This window comes from Ensifer adhaerens, from assembly GCF_001270265.1.
Lineage (GTDB): Bacteria > Pseudomonadota > Alphaproteobacteria > Rhizobiales > Rhizobiaceae > Ensifer > Ensifer adhaerens_B.
Genome location: NZ_LGAP01000025.1, coordinates 61802 through 88057, shown reverse-complemented (window position 1 = coordinate 88057; position 26256 = coordinate 61802). Strand labels below are relative to the sequence as shown.

The 26256-nt window shown below is 62.9% G+C and carries 26 protein-coding genes; 18 read left to right on the top strand and 8 right to left on the bottom strand.

Going from position 1 to position 26256, the window contains the following annotated elements:
• Nucleotides 1-3 precede the first annotated feature (3 nt).
• Together AC244_RS26415 and AC244_RS26410 are read left to right on the top strand one after the other, a co-directional pair.
• Nucleotides 4-933 carry a lipid A biosynthesis lauroyl acyltransferase gene (locus tag AC244_RS26415; protein ID WP_053251818.1) on the top strand — a complete coding sequence of 310 codons (930 nt, stop codon included), beginning with the start codon at nucleotides 4-6 and terminating at the stop codon, nucleotides 931-933.
• A gap of 339 nt (nucleotides 934-1272) precedes the next feature.
• A complete protein-coding gene (locus tag AC244_RS26410; protein ID WP_053251796.1) occupies nucleotides 1273-1983 on the top strand; it encodes a PAS domain-containing protein in 711 nt (236 codons plus the stop codon).
• Between the two features lie 161 nt (nucleotides 1984-2144).
• Here AC244_RS26410 and AC244_RS26405 read toward each other — a convergent pair whose 3' ends face one another.
• On the bottom strand, nucleotides 2145-2654 hold the full coding sequence (locus tag AC244_RS26405; protein WP_053251795.1) for a hemerythrin domain-containing protein: 510 nt from the start codon (nucleotides 2652-2654) through the stop codon (nucleotides 2145-2147).
• A 190-nt stretch (nucleotides 2655-2844) separates the two neighbouring features.
• Between AC244_RS26405 and ccoN the strand changes: the two genes are divergently transcribed.
• From ccoN to ccoP, 4 genes are read left to right on the top strand one after another with little or no spacing between them, the layout of a single operon-like run.
• Nucleotides 2845-4467 (top strand): cytochrome-c oxidase, cbb3-type subunit I, encoded by a 1623-nt coding sequence (gene ccoN, locus AC244_RS26400; protein WP_053251794.1) that lies wholly within the window; start codon nucleotides 2845-2847, stop codon nucleotides 4465-4467.
• Between the two features lie 13 nt (nucleotides 4468-4480).
• Nucleotides 4481-5212 carry a cytochrome-c oxidase, cbb3-type subunit II gene (gene ccoO, locus AC244_RS26395; RefSeq protein ID WP_053251793.1) on the top strand — a complete coding sequence of 244 codons (732 nt, stop codon included), beginning with the start codon at nucleotides 4481-4483 and terminating at the stop codon, nucleotides 5210-5212.
• 14 nt (nucleotides 5213-5226) lie between these two features.
• A complete protein-coding gene (locus AC244_RS26390; protein ID WP_053251792.1) occupies nucleotides 5227-5379 on the top strand; it encodes a CcoQ/FixQ family Cbb3-type cytochrome c oxidase assembly chaperone in 153 nt (50 codons plus the stop codon).
• Nucleotides 5380-5381: 2 nt separating this feature from the next.
• Complete coding sequence (ccoP, locus tag AC244_RS26385) at nucleotides 5382-6245, top strand: cytochrome-c oxidase, cbb3-type subunit III (protein ID WP_053251791.1); 864 nt, start codon at nucleotides 5382-5384, stop codon at nucleotides 6243-6245.
• Nucleotides 6246-6490: 245 nt separating this feature from the next.
• Here the strand turns inward: ccoP and AC244_RS26380 are convergent, their stop codons facing one another.
• The 4 genes from AC244_RS26380 to AC244_RS26365 form a co-directional block, all read right to left on the bottom strand.
• Nucleotides 6491-7051 carry a hypothetical protein gene (locus AC244_RS26380; protein ID WP_053251790.1) on the bottom strand — a complete coding sequence of 187 codons (561 nt, stop codon included), beginning with the start codon at nucleotides 7049-7051 and terminating at the stop codon, nucleotides 6491-6493.
• A complete protein-coding gene (locus AC244_RS26375; RefSeq protein WP_053251789.1) occupies nucleotides 7051-7386 on the bottom strand; it encodes a hypothetical protein in 336 nt (111 codons plus the stop codon). The genes AC244_RS26380 and AC244_RS26375 overlap by 1 nt, the downstream gene beginning before the upstream one ends.
• Nucleotides 7387-7512: 126 nt before the next feature.
• Nucleotides 7513-7866, bottom strand: coding sequence for a VOC family protein (locus AC244_RS26370; RefSeq protein WP_053251788.1), 354 nt, complete (start codon nucleotides 7864-7866; stop codon nucleotides 7513-7515).
• A complete protein-coding gene (locus AC244_RS26365; RefSeq protein ID WP_053251787.1) occupies nucleotides 7859-8281 on the bottom strand; it encodes a polyketide cyclase in 423 nt (140 codons plus the stop codon). Before AC244_RS26365 ends, AC244_RS26370 begins: the two co-directional genes overlap by 8 nt.
• Before the next feature lie 185 nt (nucleotides 8282-8466).
• On the opposite strand from AC244_RS26365, the gene AC244_RS26360 reads away from it, so the two are divergent.
• A complete protein-coding gene (locus tag AC244_RS26360; protein ID WP_053251817.1) occupies nucleotides 8467-9003 on the top strand; it encodes a group I truncated hemoglobin in 537 nt (178 codons plus the stop codon).
• 57 nt (nucleotides 9004-9060) lie between these two features.
• On the opposite strand, the gene AC244_RS26355 is transcribed toward AC244_RS26360, so the two are convergent.
• Complete coding sequence (locus AC244_RS26355) at nucleotides 9061-9861, bottom strand: helix-turn-helix domain-containing protein (RefSeq protein ID WP_063934151.1); 801 nt, start codon at nucleotides 9859-9861, stop codon at nucleotides 9061-9063.
• A 328-nt stretch (nucleotides 9862-10189) separates the two neighbouring features.
• Between AC244_RS26355 and ccoG the strand changes: the two genes are divergently transcribed.
• The 6 genes from ccoG (at nucleotide 10190) to AC244_RS26325 (ending at nucleotide 17055) form a co-directional block, all read left to right on the top strand.
• Nucleotides 10190-11764 (top strand): cytochrome c oxidase accessory protein CcoG, encoded by a 1575-nt coding sequence (ccoG, locus tag AC244_RS26350; protein ID WP_053251786.1) that lies wholly within the window; start codon nucleotides 10190-10192, stop codon nucleotides 11762-11764.
• Nucleotides 11761-12258 carry a FixH family protein gene (locus AC244_RS26345; protein WP_053251785.1) on the top strand — a complete coding sequence of 166 codons (498 nt, stop codon included), beginning with the start codon at nucleotides 11761-11763 and terminating at the stop codon, nucleotides 12256-12258. The genes ccoG and AC244_RS26345 overlap by 4 nt, the downstream gene beginning before the upstream one ends.
• A complete protein-coding gene (locus AC244_RS26340; protein ID WP_053251784.1) occupies nucleotides 12255-14546 on the top strand; it encodes a cation-translocating P-type ATPase in 2292 nt (763 codons plus the stop codon). The genes AC244_RS26345 and AC244_RS26340 overlap by 4 nt, the downstream gene beginning before the upstream one ends.
• On the top strand, nucleotides 14543-14701 hold the full coding sequence (gene ccoS / locus AC244_RS26335) for a cbb3-type cytochrome oxidase assembly protein CcoS (RefSeq protein WP_025427340.1): 159 nt from the start codon (nucleotides 14543-14545) through the stop codon (nucleotides 14699-14701). The genes AC244_RS26340 and ccoS overlap by 4 nt, the downstream gene beginning before the upstream one ends.
• 180 nt (nucleotides 14702-14881) lie before the next feature.
• Nucleotides 14882-16312 carry an NADP-dependent phosphogluconate dehydrogenase gene (gene gndA, locus AC244_RS26330; protein WP_053251783.1) on the top strand — a complete coding sequence of 477 codons (1431 nt, stop codon included), beginning with the start codon at nucleotides 14882-14884 and terminating at the stop codon, nucleotides 16310-16312.
• A gap of 176 nt (nucleotides 16313-16488) precedes the next feature.
• Nucleotides 16489-17055 (top strand): dienelactone hydrolase family protein, encoded by a 567-nt coding sequence (locus AC244_RS26325; protein ID WP_053251782.1) that lies wholly within the window; start codon nucleotides 16489-16491, stop codon nucleotides 17053-17055.
• A 94-nt stretch (nucleotides 17056-17149) separates the two neighbouring features.
• Here the strand turns inward: AC244_RS26325 and AC244_RS26320 are convergent, their stop codons facing one another.
• Together AC244_RS26320 and AC244_RS26315 are read right to left on the bottom strand one after the other, a co-directional pair.
• Nucleotides 17150-17596, bottom strand: coding sequence for a GNAT family N-acetyltransferase (locus tag AC244_RS26320; RefSeq protein WP_053251781.1), 447 nt, complete (start codon nucleotides 17594-17596; stop codon nucleotides 17150-17152).
• A gap of 114 nt (nucleotides 17597-17710) precedes the next feature.
• Nucleotides 17711-18769 (bottom strand): LacI family transcriptional regulator, encoded by a 1059-nt coding sequence (locus tag AC244_RS26315; RefSeq protein WP_053251780.1) that lies wholly within the window; start codon nucleotides 18767-18769, stop codon nucleotides 17711-17713.
• Between the two features lie 515 nt (nucleotides 18770-19284).
• Here AC244_RS26315 and AC244_RS26310 point away from each other — a divergent pair.
• The 5 genes from AC244_RS26310 (at nucleotide 19285) to AC244_RS26290 (ending at nucleotide 26256) form a co-directional block, all read left to right on the top strand.
• Nucleotides 19285-20520, top strand: coding sequence for an ABC transporter substrate-binding protein (locus tag AC244_RS26310; protein ID WP_053251779.1), 1236 nt, complete (start codon nucleotides 19285-19287; stop codon nucleotides 20518-20520).
• 213 nt (nucleotides 20521-20733) lie between these two features.
• Nucleotides 20734-21642, top strand: a complete 909-nt coding sequence (locus AC244_RS26305) for a carbohydrate ABC transporter permease (protein ID WP_053251778.1) — start codon at nucleotides 20734-20736, stop codon at nucleotides 21640-21642.
• Between the two features lie 124 nt (nucleotides 21643-21766).
• Nucleotides 21767-22594: a carbohydrate ABC transporter permease gene (locus AC244_RS26300; RefSeq protein ID WP_234717036.1), complete on the top strand. Its 828-nt coding sequence runs from the start codon at nucleotides 21767-21769 to the stop codon at nucleotides 22592-22594.
• 4 nt (nucleotides 22595-22598) lie between these two features.
• Nucleotides 22599-23690 carry an ABC transporter ATP-binding protein gene (locus AC244_RS26295; protein WP_053251777.1) on the top strand — a complete coding sequence of 364 codons (1092 nt, stop codon included), beginning with the start codon at nucleotides 22599-22601 and terminating at the stop codon, nucleotides 23688-23690.
• Nucleotides 23691-23775: 85 nt separating this feature from the next.
• Entirely contained in the window at nucleotides 23776-26256 is a 2481-nt protein-coding gene (locus AC244_RS26290; protein WP_152976111.1) for a beta-mannosidase, read from the top strand.

The window sequence follows — 26256 nt, the reverse complement described above, 5'->3', positions numbered from 1 at the left end:
CGCATGCTGATCACACGGCTGGTTCTGGCGGCGGATCATTTCCGGCAGTGGCTGATTGCGCAACTCGTCTTCCTGCTTCTGACGATCCTGAAGCTGTTTCCTGCCGATGGCGCCATCCGCTTCATGGATCGGGCCGCCCGCTTCATCGGCCCGAAGACCAGCCGGCACCGACTGACGCTGACCAATCTGCGCAACGCCTTTCCCGAAAAGAGCGAGGCCGAGATTGAAGCGATTGCCATGGAGAGCTGGGGCAATATGGGTCGCATGGCGGCCGAATATGTCTTCCTCGACCGGCTGTTCGATTTCGATCCCGAGGCGACCACGCCCGGCCGCGTCGAAGTCTCGGGCGTTCCGCTCTTTCTCGAGCTGCGCGACAATCCGCGACCCTTCATCGTCTTTACCGCCCACAGCGGCAATTTCGAGATGCTCCCGGTTGCAGGCTCCGCCTTCGGGCTGGAGGTGACGGTGCTCTTCCGCCCACCGAACAACCCTTACGTCGCCGAGAAGGTCTTCGAGTTCCGCAAGGAGCGCATGGGCAACCTCGTGCCGTCGCATGCGGGTTCGTCCTTTGCACTGGCGCGCCAGCTCGAGCGCGGCAACGGTGTTGGCGTGCTCGTCGACCAGAAGTTCCGCAAGGGCCTGAAGACCAAGTTCTTCGGGCAGGACGTGCAGACCAATCCGCTGCTGGCCAAGCTCGTGCGCCAGTTCAATTGCGAGGTCTATCCCGCCCGTTGCATCCGGTTGCCCGGCAATCGTTTCCGGCTGGAGCTGGAGCCGGCGATCGACATCCCGCGCAGGCCCGATGGCGCCGTCGACGTCAACGCCACGGCCCAGGTTCTCAACGACAAGGTCGAGTACTGGGTCAGGGAATATCCCGGGCAATGGTTGTGGTATCACGACCGCTGGCACATCAAGCGCTACCTGAAAGACTGATTCTCCTCGAACCGCAAAAGGCGTTGCCGCCACAGGGCGCAGCGCCTTTTTTGCGCTTTCCTTTTGCATTTGCTGGAGAAAATCGGCGTCTTTGCGCGGCTGAAAGCGCTTCGAAACCGCAAGCTTCCCTTTCTGATGTTGAACGGGGCGGCAATGAGTGTAAACTCACCGTTGTATCGCGGGGGAACAGACCGCAAGCGCTTTGGGTGGCCAAAGTCTCGTGGTTTTCGCTAGAGATGTGGGGGAGCCGTCAAAACCTAGATCAGCGTCTACACCATCAAAGCCTGTCATTTAAGTGCATCGGCGCGGCCTCGGCCGTGGGGGAATTGGGGTTTCGAATTGAACGCACTGATTGAGCTGTTCTGGTTCAAGTATTCACAATTGCAGTATGCTGTACGTACAGCGGACGAGCATCTGATCGGGCTTCTGGATCGTGAACTCGATCCTATTCTGAAGTCGGTCTATGATGAGAAGGCCGTCAGCGTCGAAGATGCCCGCCTTCAGTTCCAGTTTCTGATCGATATTCTGCGCGTCGAGGCCGACGACATTTCCTGCGTGCTGCGCCATTCGCAGCTTTTGCAGTCGCTGATCAATCGCTATTTCGCAGCCACGGGCGCGGTCAACGCCGCCGAGTTGCGATTGGAGCGCACGCCTGTATTGCCGCATAAGGGGCGAGCGGATGAGGGCTTGCTCAACGAGGCGATCCTCGACAGTTTCCCGGATCGCATCGCCGTGATCACGCCGGACTATCGGTATCTCTATACCAATCCGCTCAACGCCAACCATCTCGAAAGCCGCCCGATGGACCTCATCGGCCGGCATATCGTCGAGTTCATCGGCATCCAGCGCTTCGAACTGCGCGTGAAGAGCTATCTCGACCGCTGTTTTGCCGGCGAGGTGGTCGACTATACCTTCGCCAAGACCGTTGACGGACGAACCGTCGTGGTGCGCTGTCGGCTGACGCCCTGCATGTCGAGCAGTGGCAAGCTCATCGGCGCGATCCTGGTGATCCAGGAGCATGCGGACAGGCGCCGGGCCATCGCCGCCTGAAGCCCTGTCGGTTGTATCGCAATACCGAAACGGCGGCCGTTTACAGCGCCGCGCGTCAAATATGACGCGCAAAGGGCGCTGTAACGCTTTAAACTTGCTGCATAATTTTATCCTTACATCGGATCCGATTTAAGGAATTATGCAGTCGAGCCGCCGTTCGTTCAATTGATGTCTGCGTCGTCCGGAAGCAGGGTCCGAAGACATTCCTGCTCGAAGCCGATATGCCTTCGCAGATTGGTGAAGAAGCCGCGCAGCATGTAGCCGGCGGTCTCCGCATTGACGCTCTCGTCGGCGGCGCCGAGCTTCACCAGCATTTCCGTCAGCTCCTCGGCGAAGCACTCGTCCTCGCAATGCTCGTATTTGAGGCGCGCGAGCGTGGCTTCGATCGACGGGTTGTCGCCGAAGTGTTGTTCGACCCAGCGGAACACCGCGCTTTCTTCGCCCGAATGCAGTTCCCGTATCAGCGGCTCCAGCATCTTGGCGGCATAGGCGCATTTCTGCCGGTCGATTTCGACCGGCAGGCTGTCTGCGATTTCTTCGAGGATGCTGCAGAGGGCGAGCTGTTCCTGATGCGCGCGCGCCAGCCAGGCCCGCGGCTCGCTGATCGGGGCAGGGCGCGGCGGCAAGCCTGTCCAGGCCCTGATCCTTCCTTCGTCATTTGTTCTCTTCATGTTGTTCTCACGCCAGCTCCTATGGCGCTCCCTCATTGTTTCCTGAGAGTGAAGCAAATGAGCACGGTCTGCCTTGATCTGAATCAAGGTGCAGCCCTCCCGATTCTGACACTTACGGCAAAGCTGCGGTGGCATGCCGCCTTTAGGTGCGTGCATTCGTCTGCATCAGGACAAAGTTGGGGACCCAACCATGAAATACACTTTCGAGACGATCCTGCTCGGGGTCGGTGCATTTCTCGCGCTTCTTGGCGCCGGATTTGCACAGGACCGGCAGTTCGAAGCCCATATGTGGGTGCTGTTCTTCGTGCTGCTCGGCGGCACCGTCGTTTTGATGCGGCGCCTCGATTTCAGCCCCGCATCATCAGGCAGGACGGCCGCACCGCAGTCGGAATATTCCGACGACGTGGTGAAGTATGGCGTCATCGCCACGGTCTTCTGGGGCGTTGTCGGCTTCCTCGTGGGCGTCGTGGTTGCGCTCCAACTGGCCTTTCCGGACCTCAACATCGAGCCGTGGTTCAACTTCGGCCGCATGCGGCCGCTGCACACCTCGGCGGTGATCTTCGCCTTCGGTGGCAACGCGCTGATCGCGACCTCGTTCTACATCGTCCAGCGCACCAGCCGTGCCCGCCTGTTCGGCGGCAATCTTGCCTGGTTCGTGTTCTGGGGCTACCAGTTCTTCATCGTCATGGCCGCCACCGGCTACCTTCTCGGCATTACCCAGTCGAAGGAATATGCGGAGCCGGAATGGTATGTCGATCTGTGGTTGACGATCGTCTGGGTCGCCTATCTCGCGGTGTTCCTCGGCACGCTGCTGGTGCGCAAGGAACCGCATATCTACGTGGCGAACTGGTTCTATCTGGCCTTCATCGTCACCATCGCGATGCTGCACATCGTCAACAACCTGGCGGTCCCGGTGTCGTTCCTGGGTTCCAAGAGCTACTCGGCCTTCGCCGGCGTGCAGGACGCGCTGACGCAATGGTGGTACGGCCATAACGCCGTCGGATTTTTCCTGACGGCCGGCTTCCTCGGGATGATGTATTATTTCATCCCGAAGCAGGCCAACCGCCCGGTCTATTCCTACCGCCTGTCGATCATCCACTTCTGGTCGTTGATCTTCATGTATATCTGGGCCGGTCCGCACCATCTGCACTATACGGCGCTGCCGGACTGGGCGCAGACGCTCGGCATGGTCTTCTCCATCATGCTGTGGATGCCGTCCTGGGGCGGCATGATCAACGGCCTGATGACGCTTTCGGGCGCCTGGGACAAGATCCGCACCGACCCGATCATCCGCATGATGGTCATGGCCGTTGCCTTCTACGGCATGGCGACCTTCGAAGGTCCGATGATGTCGATCAAGACGGTCAACTCGCTCAGCCACTATACCGACTGGACCATCGGCCATGTGCATTCGGGCGCGCTCGGCTGGAACGGCCTGATCACCTTCGGCGCCATCTACTATCTCACGCCGAAACTGTGGAACCGCGAGCGGCTCTATAGCGTGCGCATGGTCAACTGGCACTTCTGGCTCGCCACGCTCGGCATCGTCGTCTACGCCGCCGTCATGTGGGTGGCCGGTATCCAGCAGGGCCTGATGTGGCGCGAATACGACGACCAGGGTTTCCTCGTCTATTCCTTCGCGGAATCGGTCGCGGCCATGCTGCCCTACTACGTGCTGCGTGCGCTGGGCGGTGCCCTGTTCCTCGCTGGCGCTCTGCTCATGGCCTTCAACGTAACAATGACCATCCTCGGCCGCGTGCGTGACGAAGCTCCGATCTTCGGTGCGACGCCCGCGCTCAAGGCTGCGGAATAGGAGGGCATAGACCATGTCCATTCTCGACAAACACGCCACCCTGGAACGCAACGCAACGCTGCTGCTCGTCGGCTCGCTTCTCGTCGTCTCGATCGGCGGCATCGTTGAAATCGCGCCGCTGTTCTATCTCGAAAACACCATCGAGAAGGTCGAAGGCATGCGGCCCTATTCGCCGCTGGAACTGGCCGGCCGCGACATCTACGTGCGGGAAGGCTGCTACGTCTGTCACAGCCAGATGATCCGGCCGTTCCGCGACGAGGTGGAGCGCTACGGTCACTATTCGCTGGCGGCGGAATCCATGTACGACCATCCGTTCCAGTGGGGCTCGAAGCGCACCGGGCCGGATCTCGCCCGCGTCGGCGACCGCTACTCCAACGAGTGGCACGTGCAGCACATGATCGAGCCGCGCTCGGTGGTGCCGGAATCGGTGATGCCGAGCTACGGCTTCCTCAAGGATACCCCGCTCGACGTCAGAAACGTCGCCGCGGCACTGAAGGCCAACAGCGCGGTCGGTGTGCCCTATACCGACGAGATGATCGAGAACGCCGCCGCCGACATCAAGGCGCAGGCCGATCCGAATGCGGATACGTCCGGCGTCGAGGCGCGCTACCCGAAGGCCAAGCTCGGCGATTTCGACGGCGATCCGCAGAAGCTGACGGAGATGGATGCGCTCGTCGCCTATCTCCAGATGCTCGGCACGCTGGTCGACTTCTCCACCTATGATGACACCACAGGCTATCGCTAAGGGAGGGCACGGACATGGAAACCTACACGGCCATGCGCCAGTTCGCCGACAGCTGGGCGCTGCTCGGCATGGTGATTTTCTTCCTGGGCGTCGTCGCCTTCATCTTCCGGCCCGGCGCCAAGAAGGCCGCCGATCGGGCCGCAGCCATCCCCCTGAAGGAGGACTAATAATGGCGGACAAACACGTCGACGAGATCAGCGGCGTCGAAACCACCGGTCACGAATGGGACGGGATCCGCGAGCTTAACAACCCGATGCCGCGCTGGTGGGTCTATACCTTCTACGCCACCATCATCTGGTCGATCGGCTACATGGTCGTCTATCCCGCCGTGCCGCTGTTGACGGATGCGACCAAAGGCGTGATCGGCTACTCCAGCCGTGCGGAACTGAGCGCAGAGCTTGCCGATGCCAAGACGGCACAGGCCGGCAATCTGGAAAAGATCGCCGCGAGCTCGCTCGACCAGATCATCGCCGATCCGCAGCTGCATCAGTTCGCGGTCGCGGCGGGCGCCTCGGCCTTCAAGGGCAACTGCGCCCCGGGCCCCGGCTCGGGGGCCGCCGGGTCGGCCGGCTTCCCCCACCTCAACGACGACGACCGGCTCTGGGGCGGCAAGCCCGAGGAGATCTATCAGACGGTGGCCCACGGCATCCGTTACACCGGCGACGATGACACGCGCGTCTCCGAAATGCCGTCCTTTGCCGAGATCCTGCAGCCGGAAGAGATCAAGCAGACGGCGGCTTACGTCGTCAGCCTGACCGGCACGCCTTCGGATGCGGCTCTGGTCGAACCGGGCAAGGCGTTGTTCGAAGCCAATTGCGCCTCGTGCCACGGAGCCGATGCCAAGGGCAACCGCGAGTTCGGTGCGCCTGATCTGGCAGACGCACTCTGGCTCAACGGCGACAGCGAGCAGGCAATCGTCGCGCAAATGAAGGCCCCCAAGCACGGCGTCATGCCGGCCTGGCTGCCGCGCCTCGGCGACACCACCGTCAAGCAGCTGGCCGTGTTCGTGCATTCGCTGGGTGGTGGCGAGTAACGCTTAAGAGTGGCGGTCCGCGGAGGGCTGCCCCTCATCCGCCTGCCGGCACCTTCTCCCCGCATGCGGGGAGAAGGCCGCAAGCTCCGGCGGCCGCGCCAACCATAAGCGTTGATGTGTGACGATGATGTTGCGCCCAGCGTCTCTCTCCCCGCCTGCGGGGAGAGATGTCCGGCAGGACAGTGAGGGGGCAAATCGTCAAGCGCGATGGCGCAGGCCGTCAATCTGAGAAGACGCGGCCTTTGTCATTCCAGCGCCGCGGCGATGGTGGCGCCGACCATGACGCTCGAAAGTGCCGCACCGAGCAGCAGCGGCGCGTTGACCGGCCGGCGCACGACGCTACCGAAATTGAACAGGTTCATCGGCAAAAGGTGAAAGCCGCCGCCTTCGGGCTTGCTGCGCGGCGCTTCCATGAAGCATTCGTCGTCGAACCAGATCCAGTCGTCGCGCCAGGTCCAGCAGCCCTTGTCGCGATAGACGGCCGCGACCTCCTCGGCAAAGGCCTTGTCGGCCGGTAGGCGGATGTAGTCGATCGGTTTGCGGTTGAAATACTGCATCGCCAGCGGCATCGAGCGTTCGGTGCAATAGTTCGACATCCAGAGCTTAAAACCGATTTCGTCGCGAAGCCGGTCGAGCACGCGAAACACCTGCACATGGTCCTCGTGGCCATACTCGCCCCACGGATTGTGGGTGAAGACATTCATGTCGGGCTTCAGTAGCGGCTGCAGTCTGCGGTAGAGCGTTTCGTAGTTTTCGCGATAGGCCTGGGCGATCGGCCGCGTGGAGTGGCGGAAGCTGCCGGGCATCAGCTGCGACAGCGATTTCTTGACGACACGCTTGGCTCGCGGCGCGTCCCCTCGGTTCCGAATTCCATGCCGTAGGGGCCCGGCTTCGGGCTTGTCCAGTCGGCGCAGTCGAAGGAGCCGGTCTCTTCCATTTCGAGAAAGCGCACATTGCCGCGCGGATAGGCCTTGATCGCGGCAACGCGTGCGTCGCCCATCTGCGGCTCCGACCAGATGTCGCGATAGAGGATGATGACCTCATCGACCTTTTTCAGGATCGAGGTGAACCACAGCAGTTCGTCGTCGGGGTGGGCGCCGATGATGACGGAATTGCGCGGAAGCTCGTGTTCGTCCAGCATTGCCAAGCGCCCGTTGCCGCGATCTCAGTTCGCGCGCAATCTTGGGCTGCAAAGATTAAACCGGCGTAAAATCTGCGGGCGCAGGCGCCGGCTGTCCACAGGTGGCGGGAGCCGGCGCGCGGATGGCTATTGCGCCGACCAGACAGCCAGCTCGTAACCATCGGGGTCGGCGAAGTGAAAGCGCCGGCCGCCGGGGAAGGTGAAGATCGGTTGCAGGATCCTGCCGCCGGCGGCCTCGACCTTCGTCACGGCCTCTTCCAGATTGTCGGCATAGATGATGATCAACGGCCCTCCGGCTCTGACCGGGCCGGTCGTGGTGAAGCCGCCGGTCAATCTGCCGTCCTGGAACTCACAATATTCCGGACCGTAATCCGTGAAGGTCCAGCCGAAGGCACCGCCGTAGAACGCCTTGCTGGCGGCGATGTCGGAGACGTTGAACTCGACATAGTCGATGCGGCGATCGTTGCCCTTGTTACCCATGATGTGTCCAGTCGCTTTCAGATTCCAAGATTGATTTCAGCCCGGCGAGATCCTTTGCCACCCATTCGGCATCGCCGGCGAATTGCTCGTCGCTCATATCGGGTTGCCGCAGGAGGGTGAACATCACCTCGGCGCCATTGCCGTTCGGCACGACACGCAAGGCGTTGTGCACCTTCACGCCGTTTTCCAGCGTCACCAGATGGTCGACGACGCCGAAGGCGTTTGGAGGGGCGAAGCGCACACGAGCATTACCGAGGGGACCGGGGGCGACCCATTCGTCGCCATCCTGTGTCAGGCCGGACGACAGGCCGGATGCCCAGAGCGGCATGTTTTCCGGCTTGGCCATGAAGGCATAGACGTCGTTCCAGTCGCGCTCGATTGAGATGTGGATGATTTTCGCTGCCAGTGCCGCCATGCGTTTCGCCGTGCGTGTTTGCCGATGCGATCAAAAAAATAGCACCGAAAGGCGGGTAGCGTCTTGAACGAAACGGCCAACAAAACAGGCAATCTTGATTTGACGGTATGCTCCAAGCGGACCTACGCTACTCCATCGCTGGAGAGGTGGCCACCTGGGCCACACCCACCACCAAGGAGGCGACCATGGCACAGGCTGTTTCGCGTTCTATTACAAGACGAAGTGTGGTTGCAGGGCTGACGCTGACCGCCGCGTCGGTGGCTGTATTGGCGAGGGCGGCTGGCGCGCAGGCCAACCAAACCAACCCTGAGAAAAGCCTGTACGAGCGGCTGGGCGGTGTCTTCGCCATCGCGGCGGTGGTGGATCACTTCAGCGACGCCGTCGTGGAGAACCCTATCGTCGGCCAGAAGTCCGAGAACCCGCAGTTGCGGGAATGGCATACCAAAGACCTGGGAAGGCTGCCCGGCCTCAAGTTCATGCGAACGCTGTGGGTCTGCAACGTTTCGGGTGGGCCCTTCCAGTACACGGCCACCAAGCCCGGCGCGACTCTGCTCGGCCTTGAGGAGGCCCACCGGGGCCTGCGCATCTCCCCCGCCGAATTTGATGAGGTCGCAGCGGAACTCGGACGGACTCTGGACTTCTTCAAGATCCCCGAACCGGAGAAGGCCGAAGTCCTGGCGGCCTTCGCCGCCCACAAAGGCGAGGTCACCGGAGGAGGCTAGGTCGCGGCCGCTAAGCGCTGCTGAAGCATTCTGTGTTGTCCATAAATCGACGCCGATTTAAGGAGCTATGCAGTAACCGGCGAGTTGCAGCCTTATGTCCTGCGGCGAGAGCGACGTCAGCTCCTTCGTCTCACGCGTGAGATGCGCCTGATCTGCGTATCCGCACTCGAGCGCCAGCGCCGTCAGGCTTGCCCCGGCCTGCGCATGGCAGGCCGCGAGGAAACGCTGCAGGCGAAGGACGCGATCCAGCGTCTTGGCGCCATAGCCGAAGTGCTCGTGGCAACGGCGGCGAAGCGTTCGCTCGCTTGTGCCGGTGGTCTGAGCGAGCGAGCGGATTGGGCTGTCCGACGCTGAGCGGCCGTGTCGGAGCAGATCGAGGCACGCGGAGACCTCGCAGGGCGGGGCTGCTACCATCGGGATCCGGCGTTTCACCGCTTCGGCGAGGATGGCACTGCGTGCTTGTGCGTCCGCAGCCTCGGTCATCCTTGCGTCGAGGTCTCGAGCGTCTCGCCCCCATAGGTCGTCGAGAGGGACGATCGTGCCGGTTATTTGTGAAAGCGGCGTGCGTAGCCAGCAGGCGGCGATGCCGGGTCGAAATCTCAGCCCTATCAGGGTTTCGCCGGAGCCGATCACGGGGAAGGCGGCCACTCGGTCCGGCCCGGCAACTGCAAGTCCACTGTGCGACCAGATGATGTCGACGCAGCCATCGGGGACCACGGCCATGCGCGATGCTTGCCCTTCGGGCATGACATGGCTCCAAAGGCACTCCACATGGGCCGCAAGCGACGCAGGAGCCGGCCGCTCACGATAGATGCCGCGCCGCTTGGCAAGCGTCAGAGGTTCAAGCGAGCCGTGCATGTTTTTTCCTTCGTCGCCTGGACGGCCGGTCTGCCATGGCAAAACTGCCGTTCGCCAGTTTGCTCATGGTACTGGGCCGGAGGAGGATGGCAAAGGGGCTGGTCGCTGTCACGGTTCCTCGAAGGCGCCGCGACGGGGGCGGCGGTATCTCCGCAGGGCCCTGGATTCCCGGAAACTGCGATTGCCATCAGTTCGCGCGGCACGAGGCCCGGGCGTTTCGACGCATGCGGCGGCATGAGCGCGAAAACTTGACACAGATCAACGTTTCCCGCGGCCAAATCGGGCAAGACATCGGCTACTACGCGATACATTCGGGGATTTCCCACACATGCAGCCTCAATCCGCCACAAACGCCCCCATCGTCGAACGCCACGAGGCCGAGGCGGTCAACGCGGCGCATGTGCGCAAGCCGCTTTACGAAAAGCGCAAGAAGATCTTCCCGAAGCGCGCCGAGGGGCGTTTCCGCCAGTTCAAATGGCTGGTGATGCTGGTGACGCTCGGCATCTACTATCTCACCCCGTGGATCCGCTGGGACCGCGGCGAGCATGCGCCCGACCAGGCGGTGCTCGTCGATATCGCCGCCCGCCGGTTCTATTTCTTCTTCATCGAGATCTGGCCGCAGGAGTTCTTCTTCGTGGCCGGGCTTCTGGTCATGGCGGGCTTCGGCCTCTTCCTGGTGACATCGGCGGTTGGGCGCGCCTGGGGCGGCTATACCTGTCCGCAGACGGTCTGGGTCGATCTCTTCCTCGTCGTCGAACGCTTCATCGAAGGCGACCGCAACGCGCGCATGAAGCTCGATGCCGGGCCGTGGACACTGAACAAGGTGGGCAAGAGGGTCGTCAAACACTCGATCTGGATCCTGATCGGCATCGCCACCGGCGGCGCCTGGATCTTCTATTTTGCCGACGCGCCGGCATTGCTGAAGACCTTCATTTCGCTCGAGGCTCCGACGATCGCCTATATGACCGTCGCGATCCTGACAGCCACGACCTATGTCTTCGGCGGGCTGATGCGCGAGCAGGTCTGCACCTATATGTGCCCGTGGCCGCGCATCCAGGCGGCGATGCTCGACGAGAATTCGCTCGTCGTCACCTATAACGACTGGCGCGGCGAGCCGCGTTCGCGCCACCAGAAGAAGGCCGCAGCGGCCGGGGAGACCGTTGGCGATTGCGTCGATTGCAATGCCTGCGTCGTCGTCTGTCCGATGGGCATCGACATCCGTGACGGTCAGCAGCTCGAATGCATTACCTGCGCGCTCTGCATCGATGCCTGCGACAACGTCATGGACAAGCTCGGGCGCGAGCGCGGACTGATCGCCTATGCGACACTCAGCGACTATGCCTCCAACATGGCGCTTGCCACCGATGGCGGCACGAAGGCGATCGACCCGGGCCGGGTGCGCGATGCCGACGGCACGTTCGTCGACAAGGTCAGGCATTTCAACTGGAAGATCGTCTTCCGCCCGCGCGTGCTTGTCTATCTCGGCGTCTGGACCCTGGTCGGCATCGGTCTGCTCTATGCGCTTCTGGCGCGCGACCGGCTGGAGCTCAACGTGCTGCATGACCGCAACCCGCAATTCGTACTCGAATCTGATGGATCGGTGCGCAACGGCTACATGGTCAAGCTCCTGAACATGATCCCCGAACAACGCACGGTCATGCTGACCATCGACGGCATGCCGTCGGCGATGATGCGCATCGCCGGTCAGGCAGCGGGCGACGGCCGCAGCTTCGCCGTCGGCGTCGATCCGGACAAGGTGACGGCGCTGAAGGTGTTCGTGACGCTGCCGAAGGAGAAACTCGGCGAGGCGGAAGACGGCTTCAGCCTGATTGCGGAGGACCCGTCGAGCCATGAGCGCGACGTCTACAAGGCCAACTTCAACGGACCGGGAGCTGCGAAATGACCGCTGACCAGGGCAGGCAACCACGCGTCTTCACCGGATGGCACATGCTCGGCGTGATGGTGCTGTTCTTCGGCACCATCATCACCGTCAACCTGATCATGGCCTGGAACGCCAGCCACAGCTGGAGTGGGCTCGTCGTTCAGAACACCTATGTCGCCAGTCAGCAGTTCAACGGCAAGGTGAAGGAGGCGCGCGCCTTTACGGCAAGCGGTCTCGACGGCAAGCTGAGCCTGGAGCAAGGCGCGGTGCGCTACACCCTGACACGGCAGGGCAAGGCCGAAACCTCGGCCGACAAGGTCGTTGCCGTGTTCAAGCGGCCGGTCGAGGAGCATGAGGACGTGCGGGTCGAGATGGCCCATCAGGGCGAGGGCGTCTTCGTCGCCGCGACCGACCTCAAGCGCGGCCAATGGATCGCCGACATCACCGCGACGTCGGGCGACAAGGTCGTCTATCGCCAAGCCATCCGCTTCATCGCGCCGGGAGAGCGTCCATGAGCTGCTGCGCTGCCGGCGCCGAAACCGTGCTGGAGATCGAGAGAAGTGCCCAGGGCCTGCCGAGCTCGGAAGAGCTGTGGTTGACCAGCCGCGCGCTCGACGGCGGCCTTCGCCAGACCGACCTCAGCGTGCCCGGCATCCATTGCGGCGCCTGCATCACCACGATCGAGGCCGCGCTGAAGACCCGACCTGAGGTGGAGCGTGCCCGCATCAACCTTTCCTCGCGCCGGGTGTCGATCGTCTGGAAGGAAGACGTCGCGGGGCAGCGCACCGATCCACGCGAACTGGCGCGCGCCATCCGCGAGCGCGGCTACGAGACGCATCTGTTTGCCCCCGGCGAGGAGGAAGGCGACACGCTGCTGAAGCAGCTGGTGCGCGCCGTTGCCGTCGCCGGTTTTGCCTCGACCAACATCATGCTGCTCTCGGTCTCGGTCTGGTCCGGTGCCGACGCGGCGACACGCGATCTCTTCCATTGGATTTCGGCGCTGATCGCCGCGCCGACGCTGATCTATGCCGGCCGGTTCTTCTACGCGTCCGCCTGGAATGCGCTGAAGCATGGCCGCACCAATATGGATGTGCCGATCGCGCTGGCGATCACGCTGTCCTATGGCATCTCGCTCTATGAGACGATCACTCACGGCACCCATGCCTGGTTCGACGGCACGGTAATGCTGCTGTTCTTCCTGCTTATCGGCCGCACGCTCGACCACATGATGCGCGGCCGAGCCCGTTCGGCGATCAGCAGCCTGGCGCGCCTGTCGCCGCGCGGAGCGATGGTGGTCGATACGGATGGCAGCCGCGAATACCGGCCGGTCGACGAGATCAAGCCGGGCGAACGTCTGGCGATCGCGGCCGGCGAACGCATTTCCGTCGACGGGCGGATTCTTGTCGGCTCCAGCGACCTCGACCGGTCGATCGTCAACGGCGAAAGCGCGCCGTCGCCGGTGCATGTCGGCGACACGGTCGAGGCGGGCCCGCCCAATCTCACCGGGCCTCTGACGATCGAGGCGACGGCCCCTGCCCGTGACTCGCTGCCGGCCGCAATCATGGGCCTGATGGAGGCCGCCGAAGGGGGCAGGGCGCGCTATCGCCGCATCGCCGATCGCGCGGCGCAGTATTATTCGCCTGCGGTTCATCTGCTGGCGTTCCTCAGTTTCGTCGGCTGGATGTTCGTCGATGGCGATTTCCACCACGCCATGCTGGTGGCCGTCGCGGTGCTGATCATTACCTGCCCCTGCGCGCTCGGGCTGGCGGTGCCGGTCGTGCAGGTCATTGCTGCCGGACGGCTCTTCCAGAATGGCGTCATGGTCAAGGACGGCTCGGCGATGGAGCGGTTGGCCGAGATCGACACGGTGCTGTTCGACAAGACGGGCACGCTGACATCAGGCGAGCCGCGTCTCGTCAATGGGGCAGAGATCAAGCCGAATGTGCTGGCAAAGGCGGCTGGCCTTGCCGTGCATTCACGCCACCCGCTGGCGATCGCAATCCACGATGCGGCTGCGATCGCGTCGGTGCTCGCCGGTGATATCCGCGAAATCCCAGGGGCCGGCATTGAGGCGGTGACGGCAGACGGCGTCTACCGCCTCGGTAGCCGCGCCTTCGCCTGCGGCGATGCCGGTGAGGCGAGCGGCCAGTCGGAGGCGATCCTGTCTCTCGACGGACGCGAGCTTGCCTGCTTCCGCTTTGAAGACCGGCTGCGGCCGTTAGCGCACGAAAGCGTCGAGAGCCTGACCCGCATGGGGTTTGCGACCGGCATTCTCTCAGGCGACCGCGAGCCGGTGGTGGCAGCGCTTGCCGGCAGGCTCGGCATTACCCGCTGGCGTTCCGAGCTGTCGCCGCGCGGCAAGGTTGACGAATGCGCGGCTGCGGCCGAAGGCGGCCACCGCGTGCTGATGGTCGGCGACGGCATCAACGACGCGCCGGCGCTCCGTGCCGCCCATGTGTCGATGGCGCCGGCCACCGCGGCCGATGTCGGCCGGCAGGCCGCCGACTTCGTCTTCCTGCACCAGGGGCTTTCTGCCGTGCCGATGGCGATCGACACCTCGCGCCGCGCCGGCCGGCTGATCCGCCAGAACTTCGCGCTGGCGATTGGCTACAACGTCATCGCCGTTCCGATCGCCATCATGGGCTACGCGACGCCGCTGATTGCAGCCGTCGCCATGTCGACATCGTCGGTGATCGTCGTCGCCAATGCCTTGCGCCTGCGTGCCGGCAACCGCAAGGCCGCCACGGCAATGGCCGAACGGCAGGCGCCGACAGCGCTGGACGCCATTGGAAGTGCCTCATGAACACGCTGATCTATCTCATTCCGATTGCATTGTTCTTAGGCGGACTTGGTCTTGTCGCCTTCCTCTGGGCGCTGAAGAGCGGCCAGTACGAAGACCTCGACGGCGCCTCGTGGCGCGTGCTCGACGATGGCGACGGTAAGCCCGAAAAGGAGTGATTTTCTCAGGAATGGCTTGTCGTTAATCGATTTGAATGCCAAAACAGCCTCCGCCGTCGCATCTTGCGTCCGCCCCTTTCCCGAGGGGCAATGCGAGCGCGCGAAGTTCAATTCGAGGGGCCGGCTCCCACGCGTTTATCCCGATCGCGTCCGGCTCTCCTGTCCAATGGAGGCAATCACGTGTCACAGGCGGAAATCGGCCTTATCGGTCTCGGTGTCATGGGCTCGAACCTGGCGCTCAACATCGCTGAAAAAGGCAACAAGATCGCGGTGTTCAACCGCACCGTCGAGGCGACGCACAAATTCTACGCGGAAGCCGGCGAGCTTCAGGGCCAGATCGTGCCCTGTGACACCATCGAAGCGTTCGTCGCCGCCATCCGCCCGCCGCGGCCGATCATCATCATGATCAAGGCCGGCGAGCCGGTCGATCAGCAGATGGAAATCCTCAAGCCCTACCTCGCCAAGGGCGACATCATGATCGATGCCGGCAACGCCAACTTCCGCGACACGATGCGCCGCTTCGAGGCGCTGCAGGATTCGGGCCTGACCTTCATCGGCATGGGCGTTTCCGGCGGTGAAGAGGGCGCGCGCCACGGCCCGTCGATCATGGTCGGCGGCACGGAAGACTCCTGGAAGCGCGTCGAGACGGTGCTGAGCTCGATCGCCGCCAAGTACGACAACGACCCGTGCGTCGCCTGGCTCGGCGAAAACGGCGCCGGTCACTTCGTCAAGACGATCCACAACGGCATCGAATATGCCGACATGCAGATGATCGCCGAAATCTACGGCATCCTGCGCGACGGCCTGAAGATGACGGCGGGCGAGATCGGCGAGGTGTTTGGCGCCTGGAACAAGGGCCGCCTCAACTCCTATCTGATCGAGATCACCGAGAAGGTGCTGAAGGCGGCAGACCCGCTGACCGGCAAGCCGATCGTCGACCTGATCCTCGACAAGGCCGGCCAGAAGGGCACCGGCAAGTGGTCGGTGATCGAAGCGCAGACCATGGGCGTGCCGGCAACCGCAATCGAAGCGGCCGTGGCCGCCCGCAGCATCTCGTCGGCGAAGGCAGAGCGCGAAGCCGCCGAGACGATCCTTGGCCTGCCGGATGTCGGCGCGTTCGAGGTCACCGACAAGGCTGCCTTCATCAAGGACCTGGAAAACGCGCTGCTGGCCGCCAAGATCGGCGCCTATGCGCAAGGCTTTGCCGTCATGTCCGCCGCGTCGAAGGAATTCGACTGGTCGCTGCCGATGCCGACGATTGCCAAGATCTGGCGCGCCGGCTGCATCATCCGCTCGCAGTTCTTGGATGAAATCACCACCGCCTTCACCAAGGCGCCCGATGCCGCCAACCTGATCGTCACGCCGGCCTTTGCCGCCATGGTCAAGGAAACCGACGCAGCGCTGCGCCGCGTCGTTTCGGCGGCCGCCCTTGGCGGCCTGCCGGCGCCGGCACTGGCCTCGGCCCTCGGCTACTTCGACAGCTACCGCCGCGGCCGCGGCACCGCCAACGTGATCCAGGCCCAGCGCGACTTCTTCGGCGCCCATGGCTTCGACCGCGTCGATGGTGCCGACAGCCATCACGGCCCGTGGGGCAGCGGCCTCAACGCCTGAGCGGGCGAAGATCGGAAATTGGAACGGGGCGGCTCTGGCCGCCCCTTTTCGTTTGGGGCCGTCGCTTCGGCTCCGGAGGTGCGCGCAGGGCCATTAGTACTCGGCCGGCATTGTCTTGAATTGCACGCCATAGTATTTCAGGTCCGGCGACGGCAACCGGCACGAGGAGCATATCGATGGCGACGGTTATCCTGTTTCATTCCATTTGCGGGCTGCGCGCGCTCGAGCGCGACGCCGCGGCGCGCTTGCGGGCGCTTGGGCACGATGTGATCACGCCCGATCTCTATGAAGGTCAGGTTGCGGGTTCGATGGACGACGGCTTTGCGCTCAAGGACGAAATCGGCTGGCGGATACTCTGCGAACGCGCGGAAGTGGCGGTAGCCAGCCAGCCGGCATCGGCAGTGCTCGGCGGATTTTCCTTTGGCGCTGCCATCGCCTCACACCTCTGGGCGAAGCGGCCGAAAACATCGGGCGTTCTGCTGCTGCACAGCATCGTCGAAATCCCCGACAATGCCCGCGACGGCGTTCCGGTGCAGTTGCATCTAGCCGATCCGGACATTTACGAGCCGGCGGAGGATGTCGCGGCATGGCGCGCGGTTGCGGACCGGTCGCCGATTGCGCTTGAAGCCTTCACCTATCCCGGCGTCGGCCACCTCTATGCGGACGCTTCGCTGCCGGATTACGACGACGAGGCGGCAAGCCTCACGTGGGGCCGTGTCGAACGGTTTCTCGGGGGCCTTTAGGCGCAACTTCGTCGCTCGCTGGAGCGCGGGGAAGCGCCCTTCTGCGAACCCAAAGCGATGCCGCCGACGAAGGCGAACGGCCGGTGGGCGGTCTCTACTTGGGGCGACTTTTCTCGTATCGGACGTCGCCGTTTGCCATCGTGTCGACGTGGATCCAGCCGTGCTTGCGATAGAAGCCGTTGGCGCGGATGCCTTCACGTCCGTCGGTTTCGAGCCAGATCGTCTCGTGATTGCGGAAGAGGGCGGTTTCCGCCTCCTTCAGTAGCAGCCTTCCAAGGCCGAGCCCTTCGAAATCAGGGTTGACGAAGAGGGCGAAGACGGAGCCGTCTTCGTCGTCGATCGACGAGAATGCGGCGGGGCTGCCGTCGACCTCGGCGATCCAGACCCCGGCGTCGGCCGCCAGTATCTCGATCAGTGTTGCCGGCGTGATGCCCATCTCCGACAGTTGTTCGCGCGAGAGGTGGTTTTGAACGACACTGGTGCGGATGTCGAAGATCGCCTCGACGTCTTCAGCTCTGGCTTTTCTCACGACGATGTTCATCACCGACCCTCTGCTCTTGCACGGGTGCCGTTTAGCGCTTCGGAATCGGTGCGTCCACAGGTTGCTTCCGGGCACGGTAAGCCGATTGGTGATGGTGCGGAATCGCGCGACCCGTTATCGCTTGATCGACACCTGCACGGCGGACTGAAACTCAGGCTGGCTGAGGCTCTGCAGCGTCTCGGATGGCTGGCCGTCGATATGGCCGATCACCGCCTTGGCGAGTTCGCGCCCGGCAACCCGGATGTCCTCGTACATGGTCACCACCTCGGGGCGAAGCCAGCGCAGGAAATCGCTCGGCACCTTGGAGACCATGTCGGCATCCTTGCCGAGTGTCTTCTTGGCGGCTTCGAGCCCGGCAATCAGCGCGATCGCGCCCGAGCCGCTGCCCGAGACGATGCCATCCGGAGCGTCGTCGGAGCGCATCAGCGTCTCGAAGGCGTCGCGGATCTCGACCAGCGTGTGGTCGATGTTGATATGATGGAAGCTGACCGCATCCGCCTGGAAGTCGCGAAGCCCGCGCTCGAAGCCGGCACGCATATGGGAATAAAATGTCAGGTGCGGCGGCGGCTCCAGCAGCACCAGGCGTTTGCGGCCGCGCTCCACCAGCTCGCGCACCGCCTCATAGGCAAAACGCTCGTTGTCGAAGTCATGATAGGGGTGGACGACGCCCATTTCGGTGCGGCCATGGGTGACGAAGGGCAGGCCGCGCTCCGTCAGAAGCGCCACGCGCGGGTCGTGCGGTTCCGTGCGCGAGATGATCACGCCATCAGCAGCGCCGGTGTCGAGGATGTAGCGGATCGGCGCCAGGGCATCCTTGGTGGCGCTGTAGGGGGTGACGACCAGGTGGTAGGGCGTGCCGGCGAGAACCTCGGTGATGCCGACGACCATGGGGCTGGTAATGCCCATGATCTCTTCCTCGAGCGTCAGCACCAGGCTGATGACGTTGGTCTTGCCGGTTCTGAGGCGTACGCCGGCGCGGTTGGGCTGGTAGCCGATCTGCTTGGCGACGAGGCGAACGCGCTCCTTAGTTTCGGCGCCGATGTCGGGCGCATCCTTCAAGGCACGGGAAACGGTGGTAATGCCGAGCCCGGTCATGAAAGCGATTGTCTTCAGCGTTGGCCTGCCGCCATCCGGCGGCGGCGTCAGCGGTCTGTTTTTCGTCTTGCCGTCCATCGCCTTACCCGCCCGCCCTTGCCATTGTCGCCAGCCTTCACTCAGCCGGTGCGAAGTCCGATCGGCCAGTTTGCCCCGCCGTCCCGTTTCGCGTCACTTCATCGCCTTATATACGAAATGTGACGGGGAGCTATCCTGCTTTGGGAAGGCGCCGTTCCGATAAATCTGTAACGATACAGTAGTCCTGTCGAGCATTTTTGTTGCTGCGCTGCGAAAGATGAAACACTCTGGTTGAGTGAGGCCCGTGGCATCGGGCGTTGTGCATTTGCGAGAGAGCATATGCAGCAAGACGGCCGCGATCTTTGGCAATATTCATCAAAAACAGCGGGATAGTGGCAACTTTTGCCTCTTTGCCTTTGATTTCCCCGCGGTGATCTCACGTCTCGTCGCTGCGCTCTAGTGCGCCTATGAGTTGTAAATAACGTTTCTGTTTAAATTCATTGGGGTGGGTGTTGCGGACCGGGATCGTTTCCTCTAAGTTTTTTACGGTAACGTTACAGTGAGGGAGGAGACTCATGAATTTACGTTCTTTCGCGGCCGCTTTGGCGGTGACGGTGGTGCTGCCGCTCGGTGCAGCAAGCGCTGCCGATCTTGAGGTAACCCATTGGTGGACGTCAGGCGGTGAGGCGGCAGCGGTTGCCGAACTGGCCAAGGCATTCGATGCGACCGGCAATCATTGGGTTGACGGTGCGATCGCCGGTTCCGGCAGCACGGCGCGCCCCATCATGGTCAGCCGCATCACCGGTGGTGACCCCATGGCAGCCACGCAATTCAACCATGGTCGCCAAGCCGAGGAGCTTGTCGAGGCCGGGTTGATGCGCGACCTGACTGACGTCGCCACCAAGGAGAAGTGGAAGGAGATCATCAAGCCGGCGAGCCTGCTCGATTCCTGCACCATCGACGGCAAGATCTATTGCGCACCGGTCAACATCCACTCCTGGCAGTGGCTCTGGCTGTCGAACGCCGCCTTCAAGCAGGCGGGCGTCGACGTGCCGAAGAACTGGGACGAGTTCGTCGCAGCCGCCCCAGCGCTCGAGAAGGCCGGCATCGTGCCGCTCGCCGTCGGCGGCCAGCCGTGGCAGGCGGCCGGCGCCTTTGACGTGCTGATGGTGGCGATTGCCGGCAAGGACACGTTCCAGAAGGTCTTTGGCGACAAGGACGAGGAAGCCGCAGCCGGACCGGAGATCGCCAAGGTCTTCAAGGCTGCCGACGATGCGCGCCGCATGTCCAAGGGCACCAACGTCCAGGATTGGAACCAGGCGACGAACATGGTCATCACCGGCAAGGCCGGCGGCCAGATCATGGGCGACTGGGCACAGGGCGAATTCCAGCTTGCTGGCCAAAAGGCCGGAACCGACTACACCTGCCTTCCGGGTCTCGGTGTCAACGAGGTGATCTCGACCGGGGGCGATGCCTTCTACTTCCCGCTATTGAAGGACGAGGAAAAGTCCAAGGCGCAGGAAGCGCTGGCATCGACGCTGCTGAACCCGGCGACGCAGGTCGCGTTCAACCTGAAGAAGGGTTCGCTGCCGGTGCGTGGTGACGTCGACCTGGCCGCCGCCAACGACTGCATGAAGAAGGGTCTGGACATTCTCGCCAAGGGCAACGTGATCCAGGGCACCGACCAACTTCTGTCTGCCGACAGCCAGAAACAGAAGGAAGACCTCTTCTCCGAGTTCTTCGCGAACCCCTCCATGACGCCGGAAGATGCGCAGAAGCGCTTTGCCGACATCATCGCTTCGGCGGACTGAGTGAGCCATCCTTGATCCGTCGGTCCCGCCTTCGGGCGGGATCGGCCAAGGCCTCCCTATGCTGGGCATTCGTGCCGCAGGCCAGTGTCCGTCCCGGCGCGGCATGAATGGGGAGTGGCTGTCAACGTGATGGGCGCGGCATCCGGCGGTCTGTTCGCTGCAACCGATGCTACCCATCATTGGAAAACCATTGCAGTTCCGGAGGAACGAAATATGGCGGGTCACACACGCGGATCGGGTCGACCGAACCAGTGGCTACGGAACCTGAATGCGAAGCTTGCCTCTATCCCGATGATCCTGACGGCCGTGGTCATTTTCCTCGGCGGAACGGTCTGGACCGTGGTCTATTCCTTCACCAATTCCAGGCTGCTGCCGCGGCTTTCCTTCGTCGGGCTCGATCAATACGAGCGGTTGTGGGCGGCGCCGCGCTGGCTGATCTCGGTCCAGAACCTGGTGATTTACGGCTTCTTTTCGCTGATCTTCAGTCTGGCGATCGGCTTTCTCCTGGCCGCGCTGATGGACCAGAAGATCCGCTTCGAAAACACTTTCCGCACCATCATGCTCTATCCCTTCGCGTTGTCCTTCATCGTGACGGGTCTCGTGTGGCAATGGCTGCTCAATCCGGAATACGGCATCCAGTCGGTGGTGCGCTCGCTCGGCTGGACGAGCTTTGCCTTCGACCCGCTCTACAACTCCAACATCGTCATCTACGGCATCCTGATTGCCGCACTCTGGCAGGGAACCGGGCTCGTCATGTGCCTGATGCTCGCCGGGCTGCGCGGCATTGACGAGGACATATGGAAGGCGACCCGCGTCGACGGCATCCCGATGTGGAAGACCTATCTGCTGGTGATCATCCCCATGATGCGCGGCGTCTTCATCACGACGCTGGTCATCATCGCCAGCGGCATCGTCAAGGTCTACGATCTCGTGGTGGCGCAGACGAGCGGCGGCCCGGGAATCGCCTCGGAAGTGCCGGCCAAATACGTCTACGACTACATGTTCCAGGCGCAGAATCTCGGCCAGGGATTTGCCGCCTCGACCATGATGCTCGTGACCGTCGCAATCATCATCGTGCCTTGGGCCTATCTCGAATTTGGGGGAGGGCGCAAGCGTGCCTGAGATCGTCGCTTTCAACACCATCGCCGCGGGCATCGAGCCCGAAGTGGAAAAAGTCCAGGCGCGGGCGACCCAGGTGGGGCCTCGGGGCCGCAAGCCGCGCCGGGCGCTTTCGGGCCGCAACATCATGATCTACGGCACACTGATCGTCGTGGCGCTCTACTATCTGCTGCCGCTCTACGTCATGGTCATGACGTCGCTGAAGGGCATGCCGGAAATCCGGCTCGGCAACATCTTTGCACCGCCACTCGAAATCACCTTCGAGCCCTGGGTCAAGGCGTGGTCGAGCGCCTGCACCGGCCTGAACTGCGACGGACTTTCGCGCGGCTTCTGGAACTCGGTGCGCATCACCGTTCCCTCGACGATCGTGTCGATCGCGATTGCGTCGGTGAACGGCTATGCACTGGCGAACTGGCGCTTCAAGGGCGCTGACCTGTTCTTCACCATCCTGATCGTCGGTGCCTTCATCCCCTATCAGGTGATGATCTATCCGATCGTCATCGTGCTGCGCGAGCTTGGCGTCTATGGCTCGCTGACCGGCCTGATCATCGTGCACACCATCTTCGGGATGCCGATCCTGACGCTTCTGTTCCGCAACTATTTTGCGGGGCTGCCGGAGGAATTGTTCAAGGCGGCGCGCGTCGACGGCGCGGGCTTCTGGACGATCTATTTCCGCATCATGCTGCCGATGTCGATGCCGATCTTCGTCGTGGCCATGATCCTGCAGGTCACCGGCATCTGGAACGACTTCCTGTTCGGCGTGGTGTTCACCCGGCCGGAATATTACCCGATGACCGTCCAGCTCAACAACATCGTCAATTCGGTGCAGGGCGTGAAGGAATACAACGTCAACATGGCGGCGACCATCCTCACGGGCGCCGTTCCGCTCATCGTCTACTTCGTCTCCGGGCGGCTTTTTGTCCGCGGCATCGCCGCCGGCGCAGTGAAAGGATAAGGGCATGGAAAACGTCAGCGTATCGGTCAAGGATCTGTCGTTGAGCTTCGGTGCCGTCACTGTGCTCGACACGCTCAACCTCGACATCAAGGACGGCGAATTCCTGGTTCTGCTCGGCTCGTCGGGCTGCGGCAAGTCGACCTTGCTCAACTGCATCGCCGGCCTCTTGGATGTCAGCGACGGCCAGATCTTCATCAAGAACAAGAACGTCACCTGGGAGGAGCCGAAGGATCGCGGCATCGGCATGGTGTTCCAGTCCTACGCGCTCTATCCGCAGATGTCGGTGGAGAAGAACCTGTCCTTCGGTCTCAAGGTCGCCAAGGTGGAGAAGGCCGAGATCGACAAGCGCGTCAGCCGTGCTGCCGAGATCCTGCAGATCCAACCGCTGTTGAAGCGCAAGCCCGCCGAACTTTCCGGCGGCCAGCGCCAGCGCGTGGCGATCGGCCGGGCGCTGGTGCGCGATGTCGACGTATTCCTGTTCGACGAGCCGCTTTCCAACCTCGATGCCAAGCTGCGCTCGGAACTGCGCGTCGAGATCAAGCGGCTGCACCAATCGCTGAAGAACACGATGATCTATGTGACCCACGACCAGATCGAGGCGCTGACGCTCGCCGATCGCATCGCGGTCATGAAGAGCGGCGTCATCCAGCAGCTTGCCGATCCGATGACGATCTACAACGCGCCGGAAAACCTGTTCGTCGCCGGCTTCATCGGCTCGCCGTCGATGAACTTCTTCCGCGGCGAGCTGCAATTGAAGGATGGGCGCGCCTTCGTCCATGCCAATGGCGTCGATTTCGACGTATCGGCCTATCCATCGCGTGGGCCGTTCAAATCAGGGCAGAAGGTCGTTCTGGGCGTCAGGCCCGAGCATGTGCGCGTCGACGAGGCGCTGAGCGGCCAGGCGTCGCATCAGGCTGTTGTCGATATCGAGGAGCCGATGGGCGCCGACAACCTGCTTTGGCTGAAGCTTGCCGGCCAGTCGATGTCGGTGCGCATCGCCGGCCAGCGCCGCTACAAGCCGGGCACGGAGGTCACGCTTTCCTTCGACATGGCGGCCGCCTCGATCTTCGACGCGGTCAGCGAAAACCGTTTGTGAGCAACGAGGAAACGCGCCGGCTTCCATCATCCGGCGCGTTTCGACACACTGGCATGCCGGCACTGTCGCCGGCGATCAACGGAATATGGAAATGCTCTTAGAGGATCTGAACCGAACCGCCGTCCATCTCGATCTTTCGGGCGAATGGCAGCTCGCCTCCGGCGATCAAAGCCATGCGACCACCATGGCCTTGCCGGGCGACGTGCACACGGCGCTGCAGAAGGCCGGCGTCATCGAAGACCCCTATGTCGGCCGCAACGAGGACGACGTGCAGTGGGTGGCGCACAAGGATTGGGTGATCGAGCGCACGGTTTCGATCGATGCCGGCGATCTCGGCGGCTATTGGTATCTCGACCTTGATTGCATCGACACTGTCGCCTCGGTCTTCGTCAACGACCGCCTCGTGCTCGAGGCCGACAATTGCTTCCGCCGCCACCGCCCCGATGTTTCGCGCGCGCTTGTCGCCGGTGAAAACCGCATCCGCATGGTGCTGCCGTCCTCGATATCAGAGGGTGCGCGCCGGCAGGCGGCGCAACCGTTCTACGTGCCCTACCATCCCGGCAATTCGCCGATCGCCAACGGCAACATGCTGCGCAAGCCGCAATGCCATTTCGGCTGGGACTGGAACATCGCGATTGCGCCGCTCGGCGTCTACGGCACGCTGGCGCTCCGCCGGCTGGAGATCGCCCGCATCGAGCATGTGACGACGCGGCAGGTCTGGCTCGACGATGGTTCGGTCGACCTGCAGGTGACCGTGACGCTGTTTGCCGATGGTCCAGGCATCGTGCCGGTTCATTTCTCGCTCGACGGCCAGAGGGAGCGGCTCGATTGCGCCGTCGGTGCCGGTGAGACCCGCGTCACCCACGTCTTTACCGTCAGCGAGCCGAAGCGCTGGTGGCCGGCCGGCAGCGGCGAGCAGAACCTTTCGGTGCTAACGGTCGAAGTGCCGCAGGAGCAGGTGACGCGCCAGATCGGTTTCCGCACGATTGAGCTTCTGACCGACAAGGACGAGGCGGGCAGCCGCTTTGCCTTCCGCGTCAACGGCCGCGAGATCTTTTGCCGGGGCGCCAACTTGATCCCGGCCGATGCGCTGATGTCGCGCGTGACGCAAGAGGGCGTCGAGGACCTGCTCACCTCGGCGGTCGATGCCAACATGAACATGATCCGCGTCTGGGGCGGTGGTTTCTACGAGCCGGACTGGTTCTACGACCTCTGCGACCGGCTGGGCCTGATGGTCTGGCAGGACTTCATGTTCGCCTGCAACCTCTATCCCTCGACGCCCGATTTCCTCGACAATGTCGCCGCCGAGGTCGACTATCAGGTCAAGCGCCTGTCCTCCCACCCGTCGATCGCTCTCTGGTGCGGCGACAACGAACTGGTCGGCGCGCTCACCTGGTTCGACGAACCGCGCAAGGACCGCGACCGTTATCTCGTCTCCTATGACCGGCTGAACCGCACGGTGGAAGTGGCGCTGAAGGGGGCGCTGCCGGAGGCGCTGTGGTGGCCGTCGAGTCCGGCATCCGGCTATCTCGATTTCGGCGATGCCTGGCATTCGGACGGTTCCGGCGACATGCACTACTGGTCGGTGTGGCACGAGAACAAATCCTTCGACAATTACCGCTCCGTGCGCCCACGCTTCTGCTCGGAGTTCGGGTTCCAGTCCTACACCTCGATGCCTGTCATTCGCCAGTTCGCGGCGGAAAAAGACCTGAATATTGCCGCACCCGTCATCGAGAGCCACCAGAAGAATGTTGGCGGCAACGAGCGCATCGCTGGCACGATGTTCCGCTATTTCCGCTTTCCCAAGGATTTCCCTGGTTTCGTCTATCTCAGCCAGATCCAGCAGGGCCTAGCCATCCGCACCGCTGTCGATTACTGGCGCTCGCTCAAACCCCATTGCATGGGCACGCTCTACTGGCAGCTCAACGACACCTGGCCGGTCGCCTCCTGGTCGAGTCTCGATTACGGCGGCAGCTGGAAGGCGATGCATTACATGGTGCGGCGCTTCTTCCAGCCCGTCTGTGTTGCCGCCATCCCGTCCACTGACGGCAAGGAAATCACCTTTTCGATGGTCAACGACACGGCCGGGCCGGTGACGGTGGAACTGCAGGCCTTCGTCGTTACGCTCGACGGCACACGCACGCCGCTGATGGCCGCAGCCGGCACCTGCTCGCCGGACCGGGCGGCAACCCTGGTGAGCATCGCGGCGCGCGACATTCCCGACAATGCGCTGTTGTTCTGGTCCTTCGACGCGTCGAACGGCATGCGCGGTGAGGGCCATCATGTGCCGGGCACCTACAAGGCGCTCGACCTTCAGCCCTCGGGGCTTTCGCTCACTGTCGCACCGGCGGACGAGGGCGCCTTTGACGTTTCGGTGACGGCGAGCGGCCTTGCTTTGCACGTGATGATCGAGGCCGATGTCCCCGGGCGTCACTCCGACAATGCCTTCGATCTCACCGCCGGAGAAACGAAGGTCGTCCGTTTCACACCGAAGACACCGCTTGCTGAAGGCACGCTGCCGCGCTTTGCCGCCTTCGATCTCGAATCCTGCCAGGGAAAGGGGTGA